At 33.1% G+C, this 25515-nt stretch carries 22 protein-coding genes and 1 pseudogene; 10 read left to right on the top strand and 13 right to left on the bottom strand.

Translation table 11 applies throughout. From position 1 onward, the window contains the following. The first annotated feature begins 24 nt into the window (after positions 1–24). Positions 25–972 (top strand): osmoprotectant ABC transporter substrate-binding protein, encoded by a 948-nt coding sequence (locus SBL16_RS09305; protein WP_037535696.1) that lies wholly within the window; start codon positions 25–27, stop codon positions 970–972. Further along, entirely contained in the window at positions 972–1658 is a 687-nt protein-coding gene (locus tag SBL16_RS09300; RefSeq protein ID WP_037550177.1) for an ABC transporter permease, read from the top strand. The genes SBL16_RS09305 and SBL16_RS09300 overlap by 1 nt, the downstream gene beginning before the upstream one ends. Positions 1659–1717: 59 nt before the next feature. Here the strand turns inward: SBL16_RS09300 and lrgB are convergent, their stop codons facing one another. Both lrgB and lrgA read right to left on the bottom strand, forming a co-directional pair. Further along, positions 1718–2419 (bottom strand): antiholin-like protein LrgB, encoded by a 702-nt coding sequence (gene lrgB / locus SBL16_RS09295; protein WP_011274935.1) that lies wholly within the window; start codon positions 2417–2419, stop codon positions 1718–1720. Next, positions 2419–2874, bottom strand: coding sequence for an antiholin-like murein hydrolase modulator LrgA (gene lrgA, locus SBL16_RS09290; protein WP_107611530.1), 456 nt, complete (start codon positions 2872–2874; stop codon positions 2419–2421). The genes lrgB and lrgA overlap by 1 nt, the downstream gene beginning before the upstream one ends. A gap of 42 nt (positions 2875–2916) precedes the next feature. On the opposite strand from lrgA, the gene SBL16_RS09285 reads away from it, so the two are divergent. After that, entirely contained in the window at positions 2917–3042 is a 126-nt protein-coding gene (locus SBL16_RS09285) for a hypothetical protein (protein ID WP_317953817.1), read from the top strand. 106 nt (positions 3043–3148) lie between these two features. On the opposite strand, the gene SBL16_RS09280 is transcribed toward SBL16_RS09285, so the two are convergent. Continuing rightward, positions 3149–3919 carry a response regulator transcription factor LytR gene (locus SBL16_RS09280; RefSeq protein WP_107611531.1) on the bottom strand — a complete coding sequence of 257 codons (771 nt, stop codon included), beginning with the start codon at positions 3917–3919 and terminating at the stop codon, positions 3149–3151. After that, positions 3920–5674 (bottom strand): annotated as a pseudogene (locus tag SBL16_RS09275) (LytS/YhcK type 5TM receptor domain-containing protein). It abuts the gene before it with no gap. A gap of 434 nt (positions 5675–6108) precedes the next feature. Between SBL16_RS09275 and SBL16_RS09270 the strand changes: the two are divergent. From SBL16_RS09270 to SBL16_RS09255, 4 genes are all read left to right on the top strand, one after another. Further along, a complete protein-coding gene (locus tag SBL16_RS09270) occupies positions 6109–7503 on the top strand; it encodes an MFS transporter (protein ID WP_107611532.1) in 1395 nt (464 codons plus the stop codon). Positions 7504–7689: 186 nt separating this feature from the next. Further along, positions 7690–8622, top strand: a complete 933-nt coding sequence (locus SBL16_RS09265) for a 2-dehydropantoate 2-reductase (RefSeq protein WP_317953814.1) — start codon at positions 7690–7692, stop codon at positions 8620–8622. 284 nt (positions 8623–8906) lie between these two features. Next, the gene (locus SBL16_RS09260; RefSeq protein WP_107611534.1) at positions 8907–9380 is read left to right on the top strand and encodes a DUF1440 domain-containing protein; all 474 of its coding nucleotides are present in this window, start codon (positions 8907–8909) and stop codon (positions 9378–9380) included. 55 nt (positions 9381–9435) lie between these two features. After that, a complete protein-coding gene (locus SBL16_RS09255; protein ID WP_107613780.1) occupies positions 9436–10287 on the top strand; it encodes an NAD-dependent epimerase/dehydratase family protein in 852 nt (283 codons plus the stop codon). A 263-nt stretch (positions 10288–10550) separates the two neighbouring features. Here SBL16_RS09255 and yidC read toward each other — a convergent pair whose 3' ends face one another. Together yidC and SBL16_RS09245 are read right to left on the bottom strand one after the other, a co-directional pair. Continuing rightward, positions 10551–11384 (bottom strand): membrane protein insertase YidC, encoded by an 834-nt coding sequence (gene yidC / locus SBL16_RS09250; RefSeq protein WP_037535712.1) that lies wholly within the window; start codon positions 11382–11384, stop codon positions 10551–10553. Between the two features lie 98 nt (positions 11385–11482). Further along, positions 11483–12976, bottom strand: coding sequence for a serine hydrolase domain-containing protein (locus SBL16_RS09245; RefSeq protein ID WP_317953811.1), 1494 nt, complete (start codon positions 12974–12976; stop codon positions 11483–11485). 278 nt (positions 12977–13254) lie between these two features. Between SBL16_RS09245 and SBL16_RS09240 the strand changes: the two genes are divergently transcribed. After that, the gene (locus tag SBL16_RS09240; protein ID WP_317953810.1) at positions 13255–15081 is read left to right on the top strand and encodes an APC family permease; all 1827 of its coding nucleotides are present in this window, start codon (positions 13255–13257) and stop codon (positions 15079–15081) included. Between the two features lie 60 nt (positions 15082–15141). Here SBL16_RS09240 and SBL16_RS09235 read toward each other — a convergent pair whose 3' ends face one another. Next, a complete protein-coding gene (locus SBL16_RS09235; RefSeq protein ID WP_317953809.1) occupies positions 15142–17349 on the bottom strand; it encodes a cation:proton antiporter in 2208 nt (735 codons plus the stop codon). A gap of 339 nt (positions 17350–17688) precedes the next feature. Then, positions 17689–19089 carry an amino acid permease gene (locus SBL16_RS09230; protein WP_317953808.1) on the bottom strand — a complete coding sequence of 467 codons (1401 nt, stop codon included), beginning with the start codon at positions 19087–19089 and terminating at the stop codon, positions 17689–17691. A gap of 313 nt (positions 19090–19402) precedes the next feature. On the opposite strand from SBL16_RS09230, the gene SBL16_RS09225 reads away from it, so the two are divergent. After that, the gene (locus SBL16_RS09225; protein ID WP_107611537.1) at positions 19403–20221 is read left to right on the top strand and encodes a metallophosphoesterase; all 819 of its coding nucleotides are present in this window, start codon (positions 19403–19405) and stop codon (positions 20219–20221) included. Between the two features lie 57 nt (positions 20222–20278). Here SBL16_RS09225 and SBL16_RS09220 read toward each other — a convergent pair whose 3' ends face one another. Next, positions 20279–20902, bottom strand: a complete 624-nt coding sequence (locus SBL16_RS09220; protein ID WP_107611538.1) for a C39 family peptidase — start codon at positions 20900–20902, stop codon at positions 20279–20281. Positions 20903–21042: 140 nt separating this feature from the next. Between SBL16_RS09220 and SBL16_RS09215 the strand changes: the two genes are divergently transcribed. Further along, the gene (locus SBL16_RS09215; RefSeq protein WP_107611539.1) at positions 21043–21525 is read left to right on the top strand and encodes a GyrI-like domain-containing protein; all 483 of its coding nucleotides are present in this window, start codon (positions 21043–21045) and stop codon (positions 21523–21525) included. A 111-nt stretch (positions 21526–21636) separates the two neighbouring features. Here SBL16_RS09215 and SBL16_RS09210 read toward each other — a convergent pair whose 3' ends face one another. The 4 genes from SBL16_RS09210 to SBL16_RS09195 form a co-directional block, all read right to left on the bottom strand. Further along, the gene (locus tag SBL16_RS09210) at positions 21637–22392 is read right to left on the bottom strand and encodes a class I SAM-dependent methyltransferase (protein WP_233641583.1); all 756 of its coding nucleotides are present in this window, start codon (positions 22390–22392) and stop codon (positions 21637–21639) included. A gap of 20 nt (positions 22393–22412) precedes the next feature. Then, a complete protein-coding gene (gene scdA, locus SBL16_RS09205; protein ID WP_037535730.1) occupies positions 22413–23081 on the bottom strand; it encodes an iron-sulfur cluster repair di-iron protein ScdA in 669 nt (222 codons plus the stop codon). Between the two features lie 273 nt (positions 23082–23354). Beyond that, positions 23355–24554 (bottom strand): multidrug effflux MFS transporter, encoded by a 1200-nt coding sequence (locus SBL16_RS09200; RefSeq protein ID WP_053018404.1) that lies wholly within the window; start codon positions 24552–24554, stop codon positions 23355–23357. Between the two features lie 160 nt (positions 24555–24714). Further along, positions 24715–25515, bottom strand: coding sequence for a hypothetical protein (locus SBL16_RS09195; RefSeq protein ID WP_053018403.1), 801 nt, complete (start codon positions 25513–25515; stop codon positions 24715–24717).

Raw genomic sequence — 25515 nt, 5'->3', positions numbered from 1 at the left:
ATACAAAGGGAGGATTTTAAAATTATGAAAAAGTTAAAACTTACTTTCATACTTCTTGCAATGTCTCTCATCGTATTATCTGGATGTAGTTTACCAGGTTTAGGCGATGGTGACGGTAAAGATAGTGTGAAGATTACTGCCACAGAAACTAGTGAAACAAAAATAATGGCAAATATTGAAAAATTAATGATAGAACATTATACAAATGGGAAAATTAAACCTACTATTATTGGTAATTTAGGTTCCAGTATTATTCAACACAATGCGTTACAACGTGGAGATGTGAATATGTCAGCTGTGAGATATACAGGAACAGAATTGACGAGTGTACTTGATGCGCCACCAACAAAAGATACTAAAAAAGCAATGTCAGAGTCGCAAAGATTATTTAAAGAAAAATATAATCAGAAATTTTATGACTCATTTGGGTTTGAAAATACGTATGCTTTCATGGTTACTAAAGAAGTAGCTGAGAAATATCATTTAGAAAAAGTTTCAGATTTAAAAAAATATAAAGATGAATTACGTTTAGGTATGGATACACAATGGATGAACCGTGCTGGTGATGGATATCCAGCTTTCCAAAAAGACTATGGGTTTAAATTTGCGAGTGCACGTCCAATGCAAATTGGTTTGGTGTATGATGCTTTAAAAAATAAAAAATTAGATGTTGCTGTTGGTTATTCAACAGATGGACGTATCGCTGCTTACGATTTGAAAATCTTAAAAGATGATCGTAAATTCTTCCCACCATATGATGGAAGTCCATTAGCCACTGAAAAACTAATCAAAGATCACCCTGAAATTGATAAAGCATTGAAAAAATTACAGGGACAAATTAGTACTAAAGAAATGCAGAAATTAAATTATGAAGCGGATGGAAAAGGTAAAGAACCTGCCGTTATTGCAGAAGAGTATTTGAAGAAACATAATTATTTTGAAGATGACAGTAAGAAAGGTGGTCAAAAATAATGAAAGGTAACTTGTTAAGCTCACTTTATGAATACTATACCTTGAACTTTGGCTATCTGATGGAACTCTTTTTCAAACATTTATTAATGTCTATTTATGGTGTGTTATTCGCTTGTATTATTGGCATTCCGATAGGGATATTAATTTCAAGATATACGAAGTTATCATGGCCTATTATTACTATCGCGAATATTATCCAGACAGTTCCAGCTATCGCGATGTTAGCAATACTTATGTTAGCGCTTGGGTTAGGGCCTAATACTGTAGTGTTTGCAGTATTCTTATATGCGTTACTTCCAATTATTAAGAATACGTATACTGGCATTACCGAAGTAGACTACAATATTAAAGATGCAGGCAAGGGTATGGGTATGACTAAGAATCAAGTCATGCGTATGATTGAATTGCCATTGTCATTATCAGTGATTATTGGTGGTATCCGTATTGCTCTAGTTGTAGCGATTGGTATCGTGGCAATTGGATCATTTATTGGAGCTTCTACACTAGGGGATATTATTATACGTGGTACAAACTCTACTGATGGTACGGTTTATATACTTGCTGGTGCCATTCCAATTGCGTTAATTGCGATTATTATAGATTTAGGATTACGCTTCTTAGAAAAGAAACTCGATCCAACAAGTAATAGTAAGAAACGAGACAATAAAGTTCAAAGCATCAATTAATGGTTGCAAACCGAAGAGAACCTGAGCACAACATTGTGTTCAGGTTCTTTTTAAAATGTTTAGAATAAAATTGAAGCTAATGGTGGAACAATGGCAACGATAATTACGCCAACGATAACAACGGCGATACTACCCATTGACTCTTCAGTTTCACCAAGTTCTTTGGCTGCAGCTACGCCAAGTGTGTGTCCACTTGTACCTAGTGCTAAACCACGAGCGATTGGATTTGAAATTTTAAACCACTTAACAATTTTAGTACCTAATGCAGAAATAACAACGGCATTTAGAATAACGGCTAATGACGTTAACTCTTTGACGCCGCCAATACCTTGTGATACTGGAAGGGCGATCGCAGTTGTAGCAGCTTGTGGTAGCATTGAAGCACCAATTTGATCGCCTAATTGGAATACAATAGCTACTAAGTAAATTAAGATAAGTGCGATTAACGTTCCAATAGCGATACCCCCAAAAATTTGTAGCCAATATTTTTTAAGTACATCACGTTTTTTATATAAAGGGATGGCGAAACTAATTGTTGCTGGCTCTAAGAAGAAGTTAATAATGTCTCCACCTATTTTGTAATTTTCATAACTAATACCTGTTACTTTTAAAAATACGATCCCCGCAACCATTGCTACGAAAAGTGGTGCTAGTAAGAAGAAACCGTTCGTTTTTTTATAGAAATATTGTGCAATGACAAATGGTATTAATGAGACTAATATACCAAAATACGGTGTTGTAATTCCTAAATGATCTACCATTAGTTACCCTCCCCAAGTTTAGTTTGTTTATTTTGCTCTTTAGATGGGAATAATTTTTTTGTTACGAATAATTGTGAAACAAATCCTACACAGATAAGTAGTAATAACGTTGAAATAATAATTAATAGCAATATTAAAATTGGATGTTGGCTTAATATTGGTAAAGAATTGATAACCGAAATTCCGGCCGGTACGAATAAGAAACTAATATTATTCGTTAATGCTGTGCCGACACCTTCAACTTGACCTAATTTGACAACACCAGTGCATAATAGGATGAATAGTAATACGAGTCCTATTACTGACGCTGGCATAGGAAATGGTATGAAACTTTCAATAATTTTAGATATAAATAGTACGATAGCAATCGTTAATGCTTGCTGAAAGAAATTATACGTTTTTGCTAACTTATGATTTCCTTGATGAGCATTACTTTGTGATTGTTCATTTGCCATATTTTAACGCTCCCTTTCTCTTTCCCTTACAGATAGAATATTATGGAAACGTTTACTATTGTGGATTTTGGCAGTGACTTACAAAAATTAGAACGTGAGTTGCAATATATTCAAGTTGAAAATCAAATAGACAAAATAATATCAAATGGTACGACGTTTTTTCTATAAATAAAAAGTATTTAACCTAAACTCGCATAACGAAAATGTTATTAGCAAGTGGTTAAATACTCATTAATGAAATTATTTAATATATATAAGTTAATTATTCGTTCGTTTATGCAAGGCCAATTTCATGTTTAAATGCTTTCATAAATGAACGACTGACTTGAAATTTGTCTCCAGAAGTCATGGTTACTTGATAAGTATAATTGAACCAATGTTCAACGCTATCGATATGCGTTTTATTAATAATAGTCGCACGATGGATTTTAATAAATGTGTTATTCGATAATTTCTTTTCATAATAATTAAGTGGTTCAGTTGTTTGGTATGTGCGATTGATAGTATTTATCGTTGTTATCCCATTGTTGACTGAAACTGCCGTGATGTCGTCTTTTTGGATCACATAGATACGTTCATTCATTTCAATTGGCAGTACGGTTTGGTCTCCATTATCATGACGTTTATCTCGTTGCATTGATAGAGAAGATGATTCACTTGTTGTATTATCTATCTCATTGCTATTAGATAGTTGATGCTTAACTTTATTTACTGCTTGCTCTATACGCTCAAGTTCAAAAGGCTTGAGTATATAATCAATTGCATCAAGTTCAAAGGCTTTAACTGCAAATGTATCGTGTGCAGTTGCAAAAATAATAAGTGGTGGCTGTTTCATTTTCTTTATCTTTTGTGCTAAATCTATACCACTTTCATCCATAAGATTGATATCTAAAAAGACTAAATCATATGTTTCTGATAAAAGTTTTTCTAACGTTTCTTCAATGTTTTCAGCCTCATCAATAACGTTAAATCCTGAGATCTCATTTAATAAGTAATGAAGCTCATTTCGAGCTAATGGTTCATCATCAACGATTAACGTCTTCACCTAAATATCCTCCTTTATTGTATGTGATGGTATATGACAACTTACCGTCGTTCCTAATTCTGTTGATTCAAAATGTAAAGCGGCCTTAGTGCCGTAAAGTCCAATTAACCGTCTGTTTAAATTTTCTAAGGCACTACCAGTTCCTGTCTCTGAATCAACACTCATTTGTCCGATCAATGGTAACTTATCATCATCAATTCCACTTCCATTATCACGAACGGTTAGTGTTAATTCTTCGTTGTCATGATGTGCAGTCACATCAATAATATTATCTTTACGACGATGTTTAAAGGCGTGTTTAATAGCATTCTCAACTAGGATTTGAATGACGAAAGGTGGGATGAGCACATGTTTACAAGATGAATCAATATGATATTCAATTGTGAATCGATCAGGGAAGCGTGCTTGTTCTAATGCTAAGTAGGCCTCAACTTGTTGCAACTCTTTCTCCAAAGTAATGGTGTTATTTCGAGCACCTTGCAGATTTGATCTAAAGAATTGGCTTAACTGTAATAATAACTTTCTCGCCTTTTCACTATCAATACGTACGAGGGCTGAAATGGTATTAATCGCATTAAAGAAGAAGTGCGGATTAACTTGTGCTTGTAATGATTTGATTTCAGCATCTTTTAAAAGTTTACTTTGCATTTCGGCCTGACCCAATTCTAATTGACTTGAGAAGATATCTGCTAAGCCACGAGCGAGTTGTTTCGTTGATGTCGTATTATCATATTCATTTGTAAAATAAAATTTTAATGTGCCAGCTACTTCTTGATTAATCATTAAAGGGATGACGATTGCAGATGTTAAAGTACAATTTGGATTGTTGCATCCGATTTCTTCTTTAGAGTGTGCTTCTTTTAATTGACCAGTTTTTATAACATCTTTTGATAAATCAGTAATGATCGCTTTTTTTGCAACATGATGGTCACTTGCAGCACCTACATGCGTTAAAATATCTGTTCTGTTTGTGATAGCAACTGCCGATACGTTCATCAATTTCAGAATGATTTCAGCAACGGAACGTGCAGACTGTTCAGTTAAACCTGATCTAAAATACGGCAACGTTTTATTCGCTATTTCGAAAACATCATGCGTTTGAATTGCACGGGTTTGCTCTTCTTGTTTTAATGTTGAAAGTATTATAGATAAGAAGATAGCTGTCCCAATACTGTTGATTAAAATCATAGGTATGGCAATGAATTGAACAAGCGACCATGCAGACGCTGTATCGTTGGCAAAGATGAGAATGCATGCCATTTGAATTGCTTCATTAAGTGCACCAATAATGGCACCCATTAAAACGGTTGGGTAAGTATAGCAACGCATTGTACGATAACCATAAAACCCTGATATGAGTGCGATGAAAATAGATGAAATGAGATAGGTGTATGCATTTGCACCGCCAATATAAAGGCGTGACAACCCTGATACAATGCCTACTATAATTGCGACGAAAGGTCCGCCAATTAAACCAGACATCCCTATTGTTAATACACGTGTATTTGCCATAGATGCATCGTCATTTAGGTGGTAATAAATGTTGCTAGATACAATATGTCCATTTTCAATTTCAATTCCAGTGAAATTTGAAGTTATAGCAAATAAAGCGAACAAAATTGTTAATTGTCATTGAGAACGCAATTTTTCGCGCTCTCCCATCATCGTTTTAAAGTGATTAATATTCATTAACATATAGGCGATAATAATGATTAACCCTACACGTTCAAGCAATAATATAAATAAATTAAACATAGTAAGCACCTATTCATTGTAGTTTCAGTTAAAATAAATATCCTTTCTACAATTATAATATGGATAATTTTAACTTAATAGTTTAAAATTAAAACTTATAATTTGTAGGTATCTAATTATTGATTTATTGCACTTTTGAGTATGTTGTTAAAAATATTTATTGAAAAAGTTAGAGTATTTTATTAAGTCATTTCTTCTTAATTATGATAAGGTTTTCAATGTAAACTAATTTCTTAAGTGAGTGTTGTATCAAACATAAGTTAACGTCAAATAATGTAAGTCATGATGCACATGTTAATAAATTATAGAAATAGGGAACTTATTAATTAAAGTCATAGACATAAAATGTATGACACTCATTATGGTTGCTTCATTATGACTTATATCAACTTGAGTAGATTAGTTTTAGGGTAATTTAGGAGGAATTTTTCGAGATGGAGTCTTCAAAACAATTTAGGGGAGATAATAAATTACTAATTGGTATTATAATCGGGGTACTTACGTTCTGGTTATTTGCACAATCATTAGTGAACGTTGTTCCAACGTTACAGTCTTCATTTAACACAGACATGGGTACGATTAATATTGCCATTAGTTTAACTGCATTGTTCTCTGGACTATTTATTGTAGGGGCAGGAGATATTGCAGACAAATTAGGTCGAGTAAAAATGACATATATCGGCTTAGCATTAAATATTATTGGATCATTATGTTTAATCATCGCACCTGTCGCATGGTTGTTATTAGTAGGTCGTGCGTTACAAGGTTTATCAGGTGCATTAATTATGCCGTCTACACTTGCAATAATAAATGAATATTACATAGGAAAAGAAAGACAACGCGCTGTCAGTTACTGGTCTATAGGTTCTTGGGGCGGTAGTGGTATTTGTTCATTATTTGGTGGTTTCATGGCCTCAACGATCGGATGGCAGTGGATTTTTATTGTTTCAATTGCACTCTCAATTTTAGTCTTTTTCTTAATTAAACACACACCCGAGACTAAAGTTGAACCGAATGAGAATGAAACTAAAACTAAATTTGACGTTACTGGTTTAATACTACTAGTTATTACGCTATTGAGTGTTAACGTGATGGTTACGCAAGCTGCAGATCGTGGACTGTTCTCACCAATGATTTTATCACTTGGTGCTGTATTCTTAGTTGCTGGTATCCTGTTTATTATTAGAGAATTAAAAGCAGAGAACCCGTTAGTTGATTTTCATATTTTCAAAAATAAGGGTTACAGCGGTGCGACATTATCAAACTTTATGTTAAATGGTGTTGCCGGTGGTACACTTATTGTTGTTAATACGTATTATCAAAGTCAATTAGGCTTTAGTTCACTACAAGCAGGTTTAATTTCAATTACGTACCTTGTAGCTGTGCTATTCATGATTCGTGTTGGTGAAAAATTATTACAAAAACTTGGTGCTAAAAAACCATTATTAGTAGGTAGTGGTTTTGCATTCTTAGGATTATTACTATTATCTTTAACATTCTTACCAAATGTTGCTTATATTATTTCAAGTATTATAGGTTACTTATTATTTGGTATCGGTTTAGGTACATATGCCACACCTTCTACTGATACAGCGGTTGCGGAAGCGCCTGACGACAAAGTAGGGGTAGCATCTGGATTGTATAAAATGGCATCATCTTTAGGTAATGCCTTTGGTGTTGCAATGTCTAGTACCATTTATGGTTTTGGCGCATCATTTATGAATTTACAACTAGGTGGCGCTGCTGGTGTATTATTCAATGCTGGAATTGCTTTAACCGCATTCATAGTTATCTTGATTTTAGTTCCTAAGAAATTAAGAACAAATTAATATAGTTAATAGTTTTTAAAAGAGTAGGATATCGAATTCAATTAGAGTTCGATATCTTTTTTAATAAATTAAAGAACAATTTATATTTAATTATCTTAAAATTGTGAATATTCCGTTTACAATATTGACTCTACAAATTTAAAGTAGTATTTTAAAAACATCATTAGAAAAAAGGGGTCGTAACTTATGAAAATAGCAATTGCGGGTTCTGGCGCGATAGGAAGCGGATTTGGTGCGATGTTATACCTTCAAGGGTATGATGTAACGTTAATTGATGGATGGGAGCCACAAGCGAAAGCAGTTAAACAAGAAGGTTTACATATAGACATCAATGGTGAAAATCATCATCTTAACATGACGATGTATCAACATAACGAGATTCCACAAGATGCTCAATTTGATGTTATCTTTTTATTCACTAAAGCGATGCAGTTACAAGATATGCTAGAACATATTAAAGCACACATTCATGACAATACAATTATGGTTTGTACTATGAATGGTTTGAAGCACGAACGTTTAATTCAACATTATGTTGATGAATCACGAATTGTGCGCGGTGTTACTACATGGACTGCAGGATTAGAATCTCCTGGACATACACATTTAATGGGGGCAGGTCCGGTTGAAATTGGTGCACTTGTACCTGAAGGTCAAGCTAATGTTGATGTCGTGTATGAACTGTTAGATCAATCTGGTCTTAATCCACATAAAAGTGAGCAATTGCAACAATCAATTTGGAAGAAAATTTGTGTGAATGGTACTGCTAATGCACTTTGTACGATTTTAGAATGTCGTTTATCAAATTTGAATGAGAGTGATTATGCGAAACAGCTTATTTATAAGATTACACAGGAAATTGTACAAGTAGCAACGGTGGATGGCGTACATTTAAATGGAGATGAAGTTTACAATTATCTCATCGATTTAAATGAAAAGGTAGGCCCACATTATCCATCAATGTATCAAGATTTGATTAACAATAATCGACTTACAGAAATTGATTATATTAATGGAGCAGTTGCTCAATTAGGTAAAGAACATCATATAGATGCTCCAGTTAACCAATTTGTAGCGAATATGGTACATGCGAAAGAACAACAACGACATGCAAAATAATGTCCACTTAGAAGGTGTGAAGGGCATGTTTTCAACTAACATGCTAATACTAAGTATGTTAGTTGTGACTTAAGATTGAAATATGAAATCGACTTAATATATAGAAGGCTTGGAGTGAGATGTTGAATTCAAATTGAATTCGGTCTCGCTCTATTTTGAGTCGAATAATTATATCTTTGTGACTAAAAATGATACGCTAAATCCTTAATTTAATATGAATGATTTTAAATTTTTCATAAAAGGGTAGAAGAAAGTTAAGTGAATTTGAAGGAGCTGTTATTAGAATGAATCGTTCAACGAAACGTGTCATCATTACGAGTATTGTAGGTGGATTGCTAAGTGGTGCGGTTAAGATTGGTTGGGAAGCTATCGTTCCGCCTAGAACACCTGAACGTGAGAAAGAAACCCCTCCAATGACATTATTGAATCAGGTGGGATTACCAGATTCAATCAAAAAAGCAACCTATCACTATAATGGTAATGATATTCCAATAACGGTTATGGGTATTCATTATGGCTTCTCTGTAGCAAATGCTTTTGCATATGGCTTATTAGCTGAAAAATTCCCAAAAATCACTGCCTTGAAAGGATCATTATTTGGCGTTGCTATTCATATTGCATTTCATGAATATCTATTGCCAAAGTTGAAATTGACACCTCAGGTTAAAGACTTACCTTATGAAGAACGACTTTCAGAGTTATTCGGTCATATCGTTTGGATGAATACTATTGATATGATTAGAGATTCAAGTAAGTAGGTTAGATTGAGATATTCATTTTCAGAAAAAGAGAAATAGAAAGGTGAGTACAATAATGACTAAAATATTTATTACAGGCGCAACAGGATTAATCGGAACACGATTAACACAACGTTTGATTGAAGAAGGACACGAGGTTGCCGGATTTACTACATCTGAGAAAGGTAAAGAGAAATTAGAAGGACTAAACGCTAAAGCGTATATTGGCGATATCTTAAAAGCGGATACTATTGATGCAGCAATTGGTGACTTTCGTCCTGAAATTATCATTAATCAAATTACAGATTTAAAAAATGTTGATATGGCAGCAAACACAAAAGTGCGTATAGAGGGCGGTAAAAACCTAACTGATGCGGCACTTAAATATGATGTTAAAAAAGTAGTAGCTCAAAGTATTGGTTTCATGTATGAACCAGGAGAAGGACTTGCTACTGAAGAAACACCATTAGATAATCATTCAGATGGTGACAGAAAAATTACGGTAGATGGCGTGGTTGGACTTGAAAAAGAAACCGCTCGTATGGACCAATATGTTGTGTTACGTTTCGGTTGGTTATATGGACCAGGTACTTGGTATGGTAAAGACGGTATGATTTATAATCAATTTAAAGATGGAGAAGTAACATTATCAGATGGTGTCACATCATTCATTCATTTAGATGATGCTGTTGAAGTATCTATTCAAGCGATGAACTTTGATACTGGTATTTATAATGTTGCAGATGATGAGCCAGTAAAAGGATCAGACTTTGCAGCATGGTATTCAAAAGAAGTTGGTGTGGATCCTAAAGTCACTATCCAACCCGCACAACCATTTGAACGTGGCATTACCAATGACAAGTTTAAAGAACAAGGTGGTACACTAATCTACAACACATGGAAAGATGGTATGCATCCTTTAAAATAAGATTGTAGAAAAGAAATAAAGAGGCTGGGATATTATTCCTAGAGAAATAGCTAGTAAATGAGTCTTAAAAACTTCATTTGCTAGCTTCTTTATTTATAATACTTCGAATTATTGGCTCACTTTCTTAGGAGTTAGTCTCAGCCTGTAGTCTTCAGCTTGTCCTGTTCCCTTAAGAGTCTCGCCAAAATACTTAGTATTTTTTATTCTTATCCAAGAATTTAATATCCCAGTCTCTTTTTAGTATGTTTTGCTCATTTTTTGAGTTAGTCATTGTGATTTGTAGACTTACTTCTACGCTGTTCTTCAATTTGTTGACGTAACTGATCTCCAGCAGCTTTGCCTACTTTTGCATAATGGCTATGTGCAAAATGCATTTGAATAATTAAAAACGTTGCACTTATCGCCCAGTATAAACTTAAGGCTGAAGCAGATTGTAATGATGCATAAATAATAAATAATGGAGATAATACCATCATGACATAGTATGTGCGTCTTTCTTCTTTTGGATAATGCATTGCATTGACCAAAGGTTGAATGAAGTAAAGTAAAGCTGCTATAAATGTCATGATTAAATCCGTATGCATTAAATTGAACCATAAAAAGTGAGGGTGCTCGATAATACCACCACTCGTTGGATATTTAATACAAGCGTATAAACCTAATAAAATAGGAATTTGGATTAATATTGGCAAAGTACCAACTAGGCTTTTGAATGGATTAATACCATAGTCGTTGTACTTTTTCATTAATAACTTATTAGCTGCAGTACGTTCTTCTTGTGTATCAGCATTCTTTAGTTTATCTTGTAGTTTCTCAATTTCCGGTTTAACTACCTGAGTTTTACCTCTCATAATGTGAATGTTTTTCACTTGGATAAACATTAGTGGCATTAGTACAAGACGTATGATAAGTACAATGACAATAATAGCTAATCCATAATTCTCATGGAATGTTCGACCTAAGAAGTGAAGTAACATATCCATTGGCTTAACAAATATAGTATAAAAGAACCCATGTTGATCTTCTTTATGAGAATAGTCACATCCACCCAATAATATGACAACACTCATTATGAATAAGGACCATTTTTTTCTCATTTATAATCTCCTATGTGCTTGAGGTCTTTAATAATCTTAGTCTTTAATATGTTTAGCTTAACATATTCGCATGATAAGCGTAGCGGTTAATCTCAATTTTATAACTTTGATTTATTTGTAACTGTAATAATTTTTAAAAGAGCCAAACCAAAAAGACTCGTTAATAAAGTGATGAAACCTAGTATAGTGACTTTAGCGGGTGCCGGTAACCAAGTCATAATAAATTGCCAATCAGAGCCATTTAGTAACAATGAAGGCAATAGATGTAGAAGGCCTAAAATTAAAATAAAGCCGATTGAAAGTATGAGTATTTGATATTTCGTGTTTTTATGTTGAACGCTTAATAGGATCGGTTGATGTCTGGTGATATGGCGATATAAGTAAATCAAAGTTATAGCAACCATGATCCAAATCACGATTGAACCTATAATAATCATAGTTTGATATTGGTTGATGTAGTATTGTACTGTATCAATATGCTGTCCTTGACTTAATTGCGTATTTAAATGTTTGGCAAGCGTTGGAACATGATTAGAATAAGCATTTGCGAGAACAACTATGCCATAGTCTTTCTTAGGATTCAAAATAATATAAGAAGAATAGTTCTCAAGCGTACCCGGATGATAGATAAGTGTTTCTTGATTATCTTTAGTGACAAACCAGCCTGTTGCATATTGAGAATCATCATCGTCATTTGTTTTAATTTTAGGTTTGTGTGTAGCTTCAACTAAAGATTTTAAATGTTTTGGGGGATGAAGTTGAAATTTTATCCAAGGTTCTAAGTCGTGTGTGCTAGCCATTAAATAGGCTGATGGGTTATCACCGATATTAAACTTTGGATTATCTGAGTATGCTTTATTATGTTGAATATCATACCCCTGAGCATCATCTCTGCCCTTTTTATTACTCTCTTTAGTAGAAATATGTTTCATATTTAAAGGTTTGAATATATGTTCACTCATATAAGATGAATAGGGAGAATGAGATACATTCTGAACAATTAAACCTAAAATATCGTAATTCATATTAGCATATTCGAACTGTTCTCCTGGTCGATGGTTCAGTGAACGACCATTAATACTGTTAACAATTCCATCTAGACTATCCGTCTTTTTTGTAATTTTATCATTGTTAGTGATATCTCCTGGAATACCACTAGTTTGAGTTATTAATTGATTAATAGTAATATCTACTTTTTTTCCTTTATATTTCATATGAAAGCTAGGTATGTATTTACTTATAGGGTCATTTAATTTGATTTTCCCTTCATTGACGAGTTGCATAATGGCATATCCCGTCATTGCTTTGGAATTAGAAGCAATTTCAAAGCGTGTATTGGAGGTTACTTTTTGTTTATTTTTAATGTTTGCATAGCCATAACCTTTATTTAGCAACATTTTATTATCTTTAATAATTAATACAGAGACGCCTGGAATGTGACCATCATTCATTTCGTTTTTAACTATGCTGTCCAAATAATTTTGAGAAGTAGGGCTCATCATTGAATAGTTGGGTTGCAATTTAATCATGATTGAACAAATAAATAAGATAATAACCAATAAGACTCCACTGAAAAGAAATGTCTTTTTCATTTTTAATCCTCTAATCATAAGATTTAAGTAGTGAACAATTTACACTGTTAACGACAATAGTATAGCAAGTTTTTTCATAAATTGCTCTTGTGTTTCTTTTGTGTTGCTATCTATTGATTTAAATTATTAATAATAGAAATTTTACAAATAAATATAACTGTAAAATGTAACTTTAATGGTAATAAATTACATTGAAATAGTGGGGGCATCTATACTTTTTATCAAAATGGGAGTATATTTTATCCATTGAATTTGAATATAAAGAGGTAAAGAGTATTATGTTCACTCAATTTAAAAGACTTTTAATTGGTAAACCTAAAAGAAATCGTGATTTGAAAAATGAAAAAATCAGTAATTTCAAGGCTTTAGCAATACTTTCTTCGGATGCATTGTCATCAGTAGCCTATGGTCCGGAGCAAATTTTGATTACACTCGCAGTCGTTGGTGCTATGGCGTCATGGTACACGTTACCAATTGCATGTGCAGTATTAGTACTGTTAGCAGCTTTAATCTTGTCATACCGCCAAGTCATTTATGCTTATCCTAAGGGTGGCGGGGCTTATATGGTTTCTAAGACTAACTTAGGAGAAAAATGGGGACTAGTAGCTGGTGGTTCATTACTTGTTGATTATATTTTAACTGTAGCGGTAAGTATCGCTTCTGGTGCAGATGCGTTTGTAGCTGCATTTCCGTCACTATATCATCACAAAGTATTGATTGCATGTTTACTAGTACTATTTATTTTAATAATGAATTTACGTGGATTGACAGAATCTGCTACAGTATTGTCTTATCCAGTGTATTTATTTATTATCGGGTTAATCATCATGATTATTGTGGGAGTATGGAAAGTTGCAACTGGCCAAGCTGAACCACATATGCACGCAACAGTGGGAACAGCTGTGCCTGGTGTTACGCTATTCCTACTATTAAAAGCATTCTCGTCTGGGGCATCATCTTTAACAGGCGTCGAAGCTATATCTAATGCGGTAACAAATTTCAAAGATCCTGGTCCGAAGAATGCTGTTAAAACATTAGTTACAATGGGTGGCATTCTTGCATTTCTATTAGTAGGCATTGTAGGTTTAGCCTATTGGTACGGAGTAATACCTGAGACTGAAACGACCGTATTGTCTCAATTAGCAATGAATATTCTAGGACACAATGCTGGTTATTATTTTGTTCAAGCCACAACAGTAATGATTTTAGTTTTAGCAGCAAATACAGGTTTTACCGCATTTCCAATGCTTGCCGCTAGCATGGCAAAAGATAAATATATGCCTCGTATGTTTAGTGTTCGAGGAGATCGCTTAGGTTATTCGAACTCTATCATTACTTTAGGTGTTGGGACTATCTTGCTTATTATCATTTTTGATGGTAAAACTGAGAACTTAATTCCACTCTATGCTGTAGGTGTATTTATTCCGTTCACATTAGCACAATATGGCATGGTACTTAAATGGATTAGAGGCAGAGAGAAAGGGTGGTCACGTAAATTGATTGCCAACGCGATAGGTGGAACAATTACATTTATCGTATTTATGATCTTCTTGATCACTAAGTTTAGCCATGTATGGCCTATATTGATATTTTTACCTTTGATTGTGATTGTATTCCTACGTATCAAAGGTCATTATAAAGATATTGCTAAACAGTTGAAATCGACAGCGATGGTGCAAGATATGCCAATCGTTGATAAAAATTTAGCGATTGTTCCTGTAAGTACGATTACATCAGCCATTGATAAATCAGTGTATTATGCTCAAATGATTGCTGATGATGTTATAGCAGTACATGTTTCCTTTGGTGATGAAGCGGATAAATGCTTTGCTGAAAAATGGCAACTTCATTATCCAGATGTGCGTTTAGTCATCTTACATTCTGAATATCGTAGTGTCATCAGACCAATTTCAAGATTTATTGATAAGATCAATAAAAAAGCGAATGATAAAAATTATGTCATTACAGTTGTTGTGCCTCAGTTTATTACAAAAAAATCTTGGCATAATTTCTTACACAATCAAACGAGTATTAGATTAAAAATGCACTTGTTCTATCAAAAGAATGTTATTTTAGCAACTGTACCATTTAAATTACACAAATAAACTTATAGAAAAGCCCATAGATAATGCAAGGTTACATTATCTATGGGCTTTAGTTGATTTTTAGTGAGCGTTGCTTACTTCATGTGCTAGAACGATTTCATTGTAATTGATGTTTTCTCGTAATTGGGTTGCAACTTCATTAGTTACTTTATTTCGTGAAATTAATTCATCTAAAATAGTACGTTGGATGTATAATGCTTCCAATTTTACATCTTGTTGTTGCTGTGTAGTAAGTTCATATACTTCTTTGTTTTGATTTCTTTGTTGCTTTCTATTCTTATTGTGACGAATCGTACGAGATAGGTTGTGATATTGGTTAATAATTAAACTCACTTCTAAGACATTTGAACTATTTTGTTCTTGACGCATTTTCATAATAATATTGTGATTAACAACACGCATTAATTGTTGCACTTTGTTAAAACTATTTGCAAATTCTTCTCTTTGTGTCTTTTTATCGTCTTTTACTTTTTGACGTTCAGCTTTATATTCTTCACGCTTAGCTTTAATGTCCATTTTATTTTGTTCTGATGTAGCATGATGTTCTTCTTTTAATAATGCACGGTTTTCTTTATGAATGCGATGTGCCTCTTTTCGTGATTCTTTACGAGCTTTAAATCGTAAGCCGATCAATTTAAAGAAACGACTTATTTTTCTTAGAATAGACATTTCACGATAAGATTGACTGAATTCCATAATATTGCGATAGTCTGTTAAATCCTTCTTAGTAATTCTTTCGTTTTCGATTAATCGCTCTAGTGTTCTTGTTTCTTCTTCTTCAGCTATTTCTTGAAGGCGACGTAATTCCTTCGTATTTTTATTGTCAGGTTCCATATTGATTAAGAATGATAACTCATTAAAATATTGATTTAATATTGGTCGATAATCCATACTTTTTTCTTCAGAGTTTTTCTTTTTAAAAGTATCAAGTACATGTTGAACCATGAATATTTTAGCTGATTGATAGGACATACCTTTAAATTCTGAGACCTTTTCAGATGGTGTGATAAATGGTAGAACAACTTGAGCGAGAATTAAGCTAGTTAATACCATAAATGAAGCGATGAATAATAGATCATTACGATATATAAACTCTTGGTTACCATCCATCATATATGGAAGTGTTAATGCCATTGATAAGGAAATGGTACCGTGTATCCCACACATCGTCATAATAAAGGCATAGTGATTACGCTTCGGTGGTCCAGCATCTTCTTCATCATCTAAATAGGATTGAACGTTGTTTGGATAATAAAAATCTTTAAATAATAAGTACACCCAAACAAACCTAAATACATAAATTGCTAGCGCAATTAATAGAGCGGTTGTAATTAAAAATACAATGTTTTGTGGTTCGTCATGAATAATTTCCATAACTACTTCGGGAACGATATATCCTAATACAACAAATACAAAGCCATTTAATGCATAACTTAGTGTATTCCATATTTGGTTATAGTTCATTTGTAATTCCGTTTGGGCACGAATTAAACGGTCGCGTTCTAAACCATGGATTAAACCAGCGACAACTACGGCAATAATTCCTGATGCGTGAAGCTCTTCGCCAATAAAATAAACGGCGAAAGGAGTAAGTAATTGAATGAATGTTAACGTATTACTATCTTTCATGCCTTTATTGGCAGTTAAATAAACTCTTAAAGTTACGACTAGTGCGCCAACAATGATACCAATTAACACACCTAAAATAGTTGAAATAATAAATTGGCCAATTGCATCAAACGCTGAAAAACTACCCGTTACAAGTGCAGTAACTGCAATTTTAAATGAAATGATACCTGCGGCGTCATTAAGTAACGATTCACCTTCAAGAATTGACATTGACCCTTTAGGTAATATCTTACCTTTAGTAATTGCGGAAACTGCGACTGCATCAGTAGGGCACAGAATTGCAGCAATTGCAAATGCGGCTGGCATTGGTAAATCAGCCCAAATCCAGTGAATAAAGAAACCTACACCAATAACGGTAGTAAATACAAGGGCCATTGCCATAAGAACAATCGGTTTACGATACTCAAGTAACTTTGTTCTAGAAATATGAGTGCTTTCCACAAATAGCAGAGGGGCGATAACAGCCATCATAAAGACTTCCGATTCAAATTCAAAGTGCATTGGAATAGGTAGCACAAATAAGCAGACACCCAATGCGATTTGAATAAAAGCAGTAGGAATTTTAGGGAACCTATTATAAATAATAGAACTAATAATAACTGCGAATATAAATAATAAAAATGCTTCTGATAGCTCCATGAATAACTCCTTTTTAAAATGAATATTAATAGTATACCATCTGACATGATAAGCTACCAAAAATGGCAACCTATTTAACAAAATATTTTATGATTATTATTTTATCTATTTACCATATTTAAGTGTCTATAAACGGATATATGAATTAAAGTGGTTATCAATTTAGAGTTGCTTGAGATGTTTAAAAGTGGAGTAGTTGAATAAAGTTTTATTATAGTGAGGACAGAGTTAAGATCATAAAAATATAAAAACTGAGAAAAGCTTGATTTAAGCATCTTCTCAGTTTTATTTGCTTTTATAAATTGAAAAATTTCGTTTATCAATTAATTAATGTGATGATTAATAATTAATTGAATTACGACCTTGACTACGAGTTCGTTCTGCTAAGTCTTCTGCATTAGACTTGTATTTTCTATAAAAGATGAACAAGAAGATAAACCAAATTGGTGAAATGAAAATGGCCGCTCTTGTATCTTCGCTAAAGAATAGTAGTACAAACACAAACGCGAAAAATGCGAGTACGACATAGGCTGTCTTAAGTCCACCAAAGAGTTTAAATTTATTCTTATGGTGTTCTTCTGGATTCTTTTTAACGAAAACAATATAAGAAATGATAATCATTGCCCACACTACTAAGAATAGGACAGTTGATAGTGTTGTAACATAAATAAATAATTTAATGGCATCAGGGAAAATAAAATTAAGCAATGCTGCTGCTAATAAGGTACCAGATGACACTAACATAGATAAGTATGGAACACTGCTACCATTTGTTTTGCTTAAAACTTTAGGTCCTAAACCTTGTTTAGCAAGTCCGAATAAAATACGACTATTAGAATAAATACCACTGTTTGTTGCTGATGCAGCCGCAGTTAATACTACAAAGTTTACTAGTCCGGCAGCGAATGGTAAGCCGATTAAACTAAACATTGTTACGAATGGACTACTATTTGAGTCTATTTTATTCCAAGGAATAACCGACATGATGACTAATAAACCACCGACGTAAAATAATAAGATACGTATAGGCACGTTATTAATTGCTTTAGGGATTACATTTCTAGGGTCTTTCGTCTCACCAGCAATTACACCGATAAGTTCAATACCAATAAATGAATAAACTGCAATTTGGAATGCCATTAAGAATCCAAATGGTCCATTAGGGAAGATACCACCGTGATTAGTTAAGTTACTAAACGATGCATGACCATAAGATGTTTTAAATGAGAAGAATATCATGACAAGTCCCACGATAATCATCGCAATAATAGTAACAATCTTGATAATTGAGAACCAAAATTCCAATTCACCGAATAATCTTGCACCTAACATGTTAAAAGAGATTAACATTAATACTATGAACAAGACGGTGATCCAATGTGGAACTTGTGGGAACCAAAAACTAAAATATTGTCCCATTGCTGTTAAATCTGACATACTTGAAGCAATCCAAGCGAGCCAATATGTCCACCCAATGACAAATCCGGCAAAGGGACCTATGTATTCGTTCGCAATATCTACAAATGAATTAAAGCGTGTATTACTTAATAACAATTCTCCAAGTGCTCGCATGAATGCAAACATGACCATACCAATAATCATGTATGTTAGTAAAAGGGAAGGTCCTGTTAAAGCAATTGTTTGTCCTGAACCTAGGAATAATCCTGTACCAATTGCGCCCCCAATCGCAATTAATTGAATATGCCTGTTGTTTAGTTCTCTTTCCAACTGTCTAGCCATATACTTCCTCCTTAGAAAGCAATGATGCGATTTTTAATTTTTTTAGTTGTAAACGCTTTCTTTTTTATGTAAAAATTTTTTCTTTTAACAAAGTATAGCGTTTGTTCAATAGCTGTTAAATTTTAGATAAAAAGCGATTTTGATATTAATTGTTCACAAATTATGTAACTTTGCTAAAAGGTAATTTTATTATACTCTTTATTGTATAAAATATAAACAAATTTCTGAAAATTTAATAAACAGATTTATTTATTATTAATAATAACTATGACATAATGATTTCAATTCAAAACAAGTAAGAGGGAAGACATTAATGAAGATAGGTGCAATTTCAGATTTACATATCGATCGACATCCTAAACTAGAGCCACAAGCATATCTTGATGCTCTCGCCCATAATGTGGAACAAAGAAGTGTTGATTTATTATTAATTGCAGGAGATATGTCTAATCATTTTCAGCAAGGTTATCAATTTATTCAAGACTTAAAAGAAAAATGCAGTATACCAATCTTATTCGTACCTGGTAATCATGACTATTGGGCTTCAGAGGCATCACTCAGTTCAAAGCAAATTTATGAATTTTATGCTAGCAAGCCAGAATGTTTAATCGGAAAACCTTATATTATTAATAATAATTGGGCAATTGTTGGACATACAGCTTGGTATGATTATAGCTATGCGGATAGCAAATTTGATTTGGATCGAATTAAAAGAGGGAAATATTATGGTGCCACATGGCAAGATAAAGTGAAAATTGATTGGGATATTGATGATAGAGTGTTATCTAAAGAGGCAGCTAAACAAATACAAGAAGACTTAGAACAAGTGAAAGATAAACATGTTATTTTAATGACACACATTGTTACGCACCCTCAATTTATAGTACCTATGCCGCATCGCATTTTTGATTTCTTTAATGCTTATATTGGTACTAAGGACTTTGATGAGTTTTATTCAACCTATTCCATTCGTTATAGCATTATGGGGCATGTGCATTTTCGCAAAGTGATTAATGAAAATGGCATCACATATATTTGTCCCTGCTTAGGGTATCAACGACAATGGAGAACGAGTGATATTAATCAAGAAATCAATAACGCTTTAGTAACATTTGATATTAGTGATGAATAAAATAATGTGAGATTGGGAAGTATTTTAAATTATCGCAATCTCACTTAACAGTTACAATTAATCATTGGTGTTTACTTTAAGATAAATACATGTACGACCAGGAGCGTTAAAGCTACGTTCTAATTTCGACTTTGCAATTTTAATAATTTGAAAGCGATTAGGAACTATAGCAGGAAAGATAACAAATTTAAAAAAATGACTCCATAAGGGATCTATATAATAGTAATATTTATCATCATAACCAATTAATAGCGTAACATGAATGTTAGAAACGAGTTCTTTCTCATTATCATCAAATGTAAAGTGTTTTCGGAATGGTTTACGTCCTAAACTCGTGTGGTACATGATGACCGGTTGGCCTGAATCGATTACAGTCTCTAACGATGTTAGGTCAGTACCTGTGCCATCAACAATACGTGAATCAATTGTTTGTAAATATGGAACATAAGCATCTGGAAAGATGGTTTGATGATGACCCAATTTGACAAGTAAGTGATGACCCACATAACCTTTATAGGGATTATTAGGATGTTTGGGCCAATGTTTCATAATTTCAGTTGCTTTAATATTATGACCGTTATATTGAAGTAACATTGCTGCTGAAACACCTTCACAGCCCATGACCATTGGAATTGGAAATAATTGGCTAATTGGTTTGATTGATAATATCGTTCTTTTCATCCTTATTCTCCTTAAAGACGCTTTTATGATTTACATCACTTAATTTGAGTAAATTTATTATATACCTTAGTGGTCATCTCGTATATTAAAATGGATTTTGACTTTATTGATATAGAATAAATGAAAAAGGGGATATTTGAATGGCAATACAATATAAATTGGAACAGTTAAATCATGTTCAACTCATCGGTGTCTTAAGAAAGTATGAGAGTGGCGATGAGATGCAAAAAGATATACCGTCATTTTGGCAAAAAGTAAATAATGATGGGGTTGTAGATGATTTAATAGAACTTAGCAATCAAACATTATCAGGATTGTTAGGCGTCATTTTACAGAAAGAAGATAATCATTTCGAATATTTCATTGGTGTACCTTGTGATAATTCGAATAATAATAATTCGCACTTTAATACACTCGAATTATCAGCTCATAAGTATGTCGTTATAGATGCGAAAGGAAAAGTTCCCGAAGCGATTAAATCGATAATGCCTAAAATCTATCAAGAGTTCTTACCTCAAGCTAAATTTAAGACGATTAGAGCACCTATGTTTGAACATTATTTACCAGGAAATACCCAAAGTAGTGATTACATTACGGAAATTTGGAGTCCTATAGAAGATTAGACAAGAAATTGAGATAAAATAGGTACTACAAAATTAAAAAATACAGTAATTAAAAGAACTGAGGAGGCGCTCTTTTTAAGCACTTCTCAGTTCTTGTTATACTTTCACAATTTATTTTCTAACTGCATGAACGATATAATTCATATTCTTTTTATGCTTACGCATTGTTTTAAACATTTTGATAAACATTTTGCGATTAGTTGGTTTTAGAGCGTTTTTTATAATTTTTAACGTACCAAGGAGACCTTCATCTTGAATCATACCTATTGGAGTCATTAAAGATAGTGGACCTACTTTAGACTCAATATTTGAAAAACCAGCTTCTTGATAGAGTTGATACCAATCTTCAGGCGATAAAGGTGTGACTTTCATATTGATGGCGTTACTTAATTCATCAATGACCGTTGATGCCTCTTGTCTATTAATAATTGCAATATCATGTGTAAGTATAATGCCATTCGGTTTTAATACTCGATAATATTCATTTAGCACTTTTTCCTTAATCTGATAAGGCAACATTGTTAGCATCGCTTCATTTAAAATAATATCAAAACTCTGATCTTCAAAAGGTAATTTCATAGCATTGGCTTGCGTTAAATGAATAAGATTATCTAAATTGCGTTTCGAAACATTTTGTTTACCTTTTTCTAAAGCGGTTTTATTTAAGTCTACGCCCTCAATGTGGCAATTATATTTTTGAGCTAATTCAATAGACGTTGTACACATATTACAAGCTACTTCTAAAACACGTTTATCACTGGAGAAGTGTCCTTTATTTATAAGCCAATTTGTTGCTAACACACCACCTGGACGTAAACGTTTCTTTCCTAATTGTGCTAAAAATGTATGGCCGGCTATTTTAGTCACCATAGTCAACACTTCCTGTTCTAACTAAATTTGTTAAAGAGTACGTGATTTTCTAAATGTACATGTTCATGCGTTTCACGTTCTAAATTCTCTAGACGATGATATACTAATCTCCAAGTTTGGCAAGCTTCACTAGGAGGTTGATATTGGTTAGTTAATTCACGCATATCTTCAAGTAATTGTCCTGTTTGAGTGTGGTCGTCAACTAAGCTTTGAATGATATCAGATGAATGATCTACTTGTTCACCACGAGAAAGTTTAATTAACGCTGGGAAATCATGTTCATCTTCTTGAGCCATATGCTCAAGCATACCATCTCGATATTGACGATATAAATCTTGTAACTGAATTAGAAATGGATGGTTTGGTCCATGAACTTTAGCCACTTTTGTAACATAAGGGGATAGATTCTTAAATTCTTCTCGCATTGTTTCGTGATAGCGAGATTGTATATATTGAATTAATGACGGCGCATCTAGATATTTCACATTAATGTTTCCTTGATCATGGTTTGGAAGTTCATTAATCTCATCTATTAAAGTTTCTGCATCAACTTTTTTATTTTTAACTGCCTCATTTATAGATATATTACCACCGCAACAAAAGTCGATGCCATATTTTCTAAATATATCAGCACTTAGTGGGATATCAGTAACAATTTCTGCAACGATAGATTCATTTGTAATCATTAAAACTCCTCCTTTATTTACTCTCATTATAACCGTTAATAATGATTATCAATTAGAAAAAATATAGCTGTCACCTATTTGTTGGAAAGTTATTAAAATATTGTGAACGAGTAACTTGGATTTTAAATTAGTGGACTCATTTTTAAATGAAATGCAAAAAACTGAGAAAAGCTCGATATGAGCATCTTCTCAGTTTAGTCGACTACTGCATGATTTTATGTAGCATTTTAATCCTTTATCTTAATCTTCTAGTTATATTGAATAAAAGATTTATTATGCTGGTTTACGATGATTTCTAAAATAAATCACTTGTAGTGTTATTAAAATGACTGCTGTTATCATAATAACGAAAATATATGGGGTTGCGTCATATTGTCCTTTGAGTCCTACAATAGGAGAGATAATACCACCAAGTATAAATTGGAATAGTCCTAATAAACTAGACGCATTACCACTACCACCAGTACGTTCTTCCATTGCCATTGAAAAACCAAGTGGCCCAATAGACGTAACAGGACATACATTTAAGAAAAATGCGATAAGTAAAATCCATAAGGGACCATGAACTGCAAGTGTAATCACAATTAAAATGACACCTACAACTTGAATTAAGGTTAAATAAATCATAAGTTTGAAACGATTAATATAAGCTACAAGAAGTGCAACGATCTGACTCACGATAATTAAACCGACACCATTAACAGCGACCATGATACTGAATTGTTGAGGTGTCATATTATAAATTTTTTGCGTGATAAATGGAGAAGCGGATGAAAAGCTAAATAACATTACATACGTTAACCCCTGTAGCAACATTGGAATAATGAATCGTGGTTTTTTCATTAGACTACCGAAATCTAATAAAATGTCTTTAAAGTTAAGTGATTTGTGTTCCGATTTATGTGTCTTAGGCATCATTGTAGCGACGCCTAATAGTACTAATAGACTTATAAATGTTAGGATGATGAATACAATTCTCCATGATCCAAGTGTTAATGATAGTCCACCGAGTAATGGCATGATGATAGTAACAATACCATTCACGACCATTAGTGATGCTAGAAATTTTGCTAATAAATCGCCCTCGTATCTATCTCCAGCGAAAGCTTTGGCTATAACGATAATACCACCGGCTGTAAACCCTTGGATAAAACGAATACATAAAAATAAAATTAGGTTAGTAGCGAATACGCCACTAAGTGTAGCTAAGAAAAATATACATAATATGATAAGACCCATTCTTTTACGACCATATGCATCAGATAATGGGCCAAATAGGAATTGGCCAAGTGCTAAACCTATCATTGCAAATGATAATGTAAGTTGTATTTCAGATGTTGATGACCTAAATTGATGTTGTGCTTCAGGTAATGCGGGTAAATACATATCAATAATCATAGGTCCAAATGCAGTCATTACACCTAATACTATTAGAAGCAATAGGGGTAATTTTGTATGAGTTGAAGGTTGCATAATGTTTCTCCTTAAAAAGTTTGCAAACTACATTATAAAGGTTTTTTGTATATTTGTAATTTACAAAAATAAAAAAGTGACACAGAATTCATCGTGTCGCCTAATATAGGTTGATTGCCGTTCGAAAAGTTTTGAATATATGCTTTCTCAAACAGGCCAATTATTGTGAATTTGTATCACTTGAATTTCCAAGGATACTATTTAATTTCTCTTTAATTTCATCAAATTTTGTATTTACATCGTTGAGTAAATCATTAACTTTACTTTGGCTTTCGTTATTTTGTTGAGCATTATTAGCTTCTTTTAATTTATTGACTTGCTCTTGATAAAATTTAGTTAATTTAGAATCTTCACCAGTTTGTTCGCTATTTTTTAAGTTATTAACATCCTCTTGAATTTGTTTAATTCTTGAGTCAGTATCGACTTTATCCTTAATGTCATTTTTAGCATCTTCTACTTGTTGTTTGATATTATCACTTTGGTTTTGAACTTCATTTTTATAATCTTTAGAAACATTGTTGTCATTAGAAGCATTATTCGTTTGTTGGTTATCACTACTATTGTTATTAAGTATTGCTCTTGTGGCAAATACCGCTACGATAATCAACAATATTGCAATAATAGCAATTAGCCATTTTTTAGATTTCTTATTTTTTTCGTTCTCTTCTTCTAACTGTTGCTCGCGTCTAAAGTCACGATCGTTATAGTATCTATTACCATCTTCATCATATTCATCATTACGTCGGCGATAATCCTCACGATAATCATAATCATCTTGATATCGATGGTCATCATTACGATATCTCGGATCATCATCTCGATAACGTGAATTGTTACGATTGTATGCTTCTTGACTTTCGCGTCGCTCATGACGCGCACGTTCCTCTGCGCTTTGTCGGTTACGCTTGCGATATTGTTCATCATATTTGTAAGAATCTTTATATTTGTCTGTTCGTTTCAT

The sequence above is a fragment of the Staphylococcus sp. NWU MK-U1 genome, from assembly GCF_033283505.1.
GTDB lineage: Bacteria > Bacillota > Bacilli > Staphylococcales > Staphylococcaceae > Staphylococcus > Staphylococcus haemolyticus.
This window is presented reverse-complemented; position numbering and strand designations above follow the sequence as displayed.

Excerpts from the sequence above, each read along its gene's own strand:
- scdA (WP_037535730.1), bottom strand. The coding sequence starts at position 23,081 with ATGATTACAAATGAATCTATCGTTGCAGAAATTGTTACTGATATCCCA.
- SBL16_RS09220 (WP_107611538.1), bottom strand. The coding sequence starts at position 20,902 with ATGAAAAGAACGATATTATCAATCAAACCAATTAGCCAATTATTTCCA.
- SBL16_RS09225 (WP_107611537.1), top strand. The coding sequence starts at position 19,403 with ATGAAGATAGGTGCAATTTCAGATTTACATATCGATCGACATCCTAAA.
- SBL16_RS09305 (WP_037535696.1), top strand. The coding sequence starts at position 25 with ATGAAAAAGTTAAAACTTACTTTCATACTTCTTGCAATGTCTCTCATC.
- SBL16_RS09235 (WP_317953809.1), bottom strand. The coding sequence starts at position 17,349 with ATGGAGCTATCAGAAGCATTTTTATTATTTATATTCGCAGTTATTATT.
- SBL16_RS09285 (WP_317953817.1), top strand. The coding sequence starts at position 2,917 with ATGGAAACGTTTACTATTGTGGATTTTGGCAGTGACTTACAAAAATTA.
- SBL16_RS09300 (WP_037550177.1), top strand. The coding sequence starts at position 972 with ATGAAAGGTAACTTGTTAAGCTCACTTTATGAATACTATACCTTGAAC.
- SBL16_RS09240 (WP_317953810.1), top strand. The coding sequence starts at position 13,255 with ATGTTCACTCAATTTAAAAGACTTTTAATTGGTAAACCTAAAAGAAAT.
- SBL16_RS09255 (WP_107613780.1), top strand. The coding sequence starts at position 9,436 with ATGACTAAAATATTTATTACAGGCGCAACAGGATTAATCGGAACACGA.
- SBL16_RS09200 (WP_053018404.1), bottom strand. The coding sequence starts at position 24,554 with ATGCAACCTTCAACTCATACAAAATTACCCCTATTGCTTCTAATAGTA.
- lrgB (WP_011274935.1), bottom strand. The coding sequence starts at position 2,419 with ATGGTAGATCATTTAGGAATTACAACACCGTATTTTGGTATATTAGTC.
- SBL16_RS09230 (WP_317953808.1), bottom strand. The coding sequence starts at position 19,089 with ATGGCTAGACAGTTGGAAAGAGAACTAAACAACAGGCATATTCAATTA.
- SBL16_RS09260 (WP_107611534.1), top strand. The coding sequence starts at position 8,907 with ATGAATCGTTCAACGAAACGTGTCATCATTACGAGTATTGTAGGTGGA.
- lrgA (WP_107611530.1), bottom strand. The coding sequence starts at position 2,874 with ATGGCAAATGAACAATCACAAAGTAATGCTCATCAAGGAAATCATAAG.
- SBL16_RS09215 (WP_107611539.1), top strand. The coding sequence starts at position 21,043 with ATGGCAATACAATATAAATTGGAACAGTTAAATCATGTTCAACTCATC.
- SBL16_RS09195 (WP_053018403.1), bottom strand. The coding sequence starts at position 25,515 with ATGAAACGAACAGACAAATATAAAGATTCTTACAAATATGATGAACAA.
- SBL16_RS09265 (WP_317953814.1), top strand. The coding sequence starts at position 7,690 with ATGAAAATAGCAATTGCGGGTTCTGGCGCGATAGGAAGCGGATTTGGT.
- SBL16_RS09270 (WP_107611532.1), top strand. The coding sequence starts at position 6,109 with ATGGAGTCTTCAAAACAATTTAGGGGAGATAATAAATTACTAATTGGT.
- yidC (WP_037535712.1), bottom strand. The coding sequence starts at position 11,384 with ATGAGAAAAAAATGGTCCTTATTCATAATGAGTGTTGTCATATTATTG.
- SBL16_RS09245 (WP_317953811.1), bottom strand. The coding sequence starts at position 12,976 with ATGAAAAAGACATTTCTTTTCAGTGGAGTCTTATTGGTTATTATCTTA.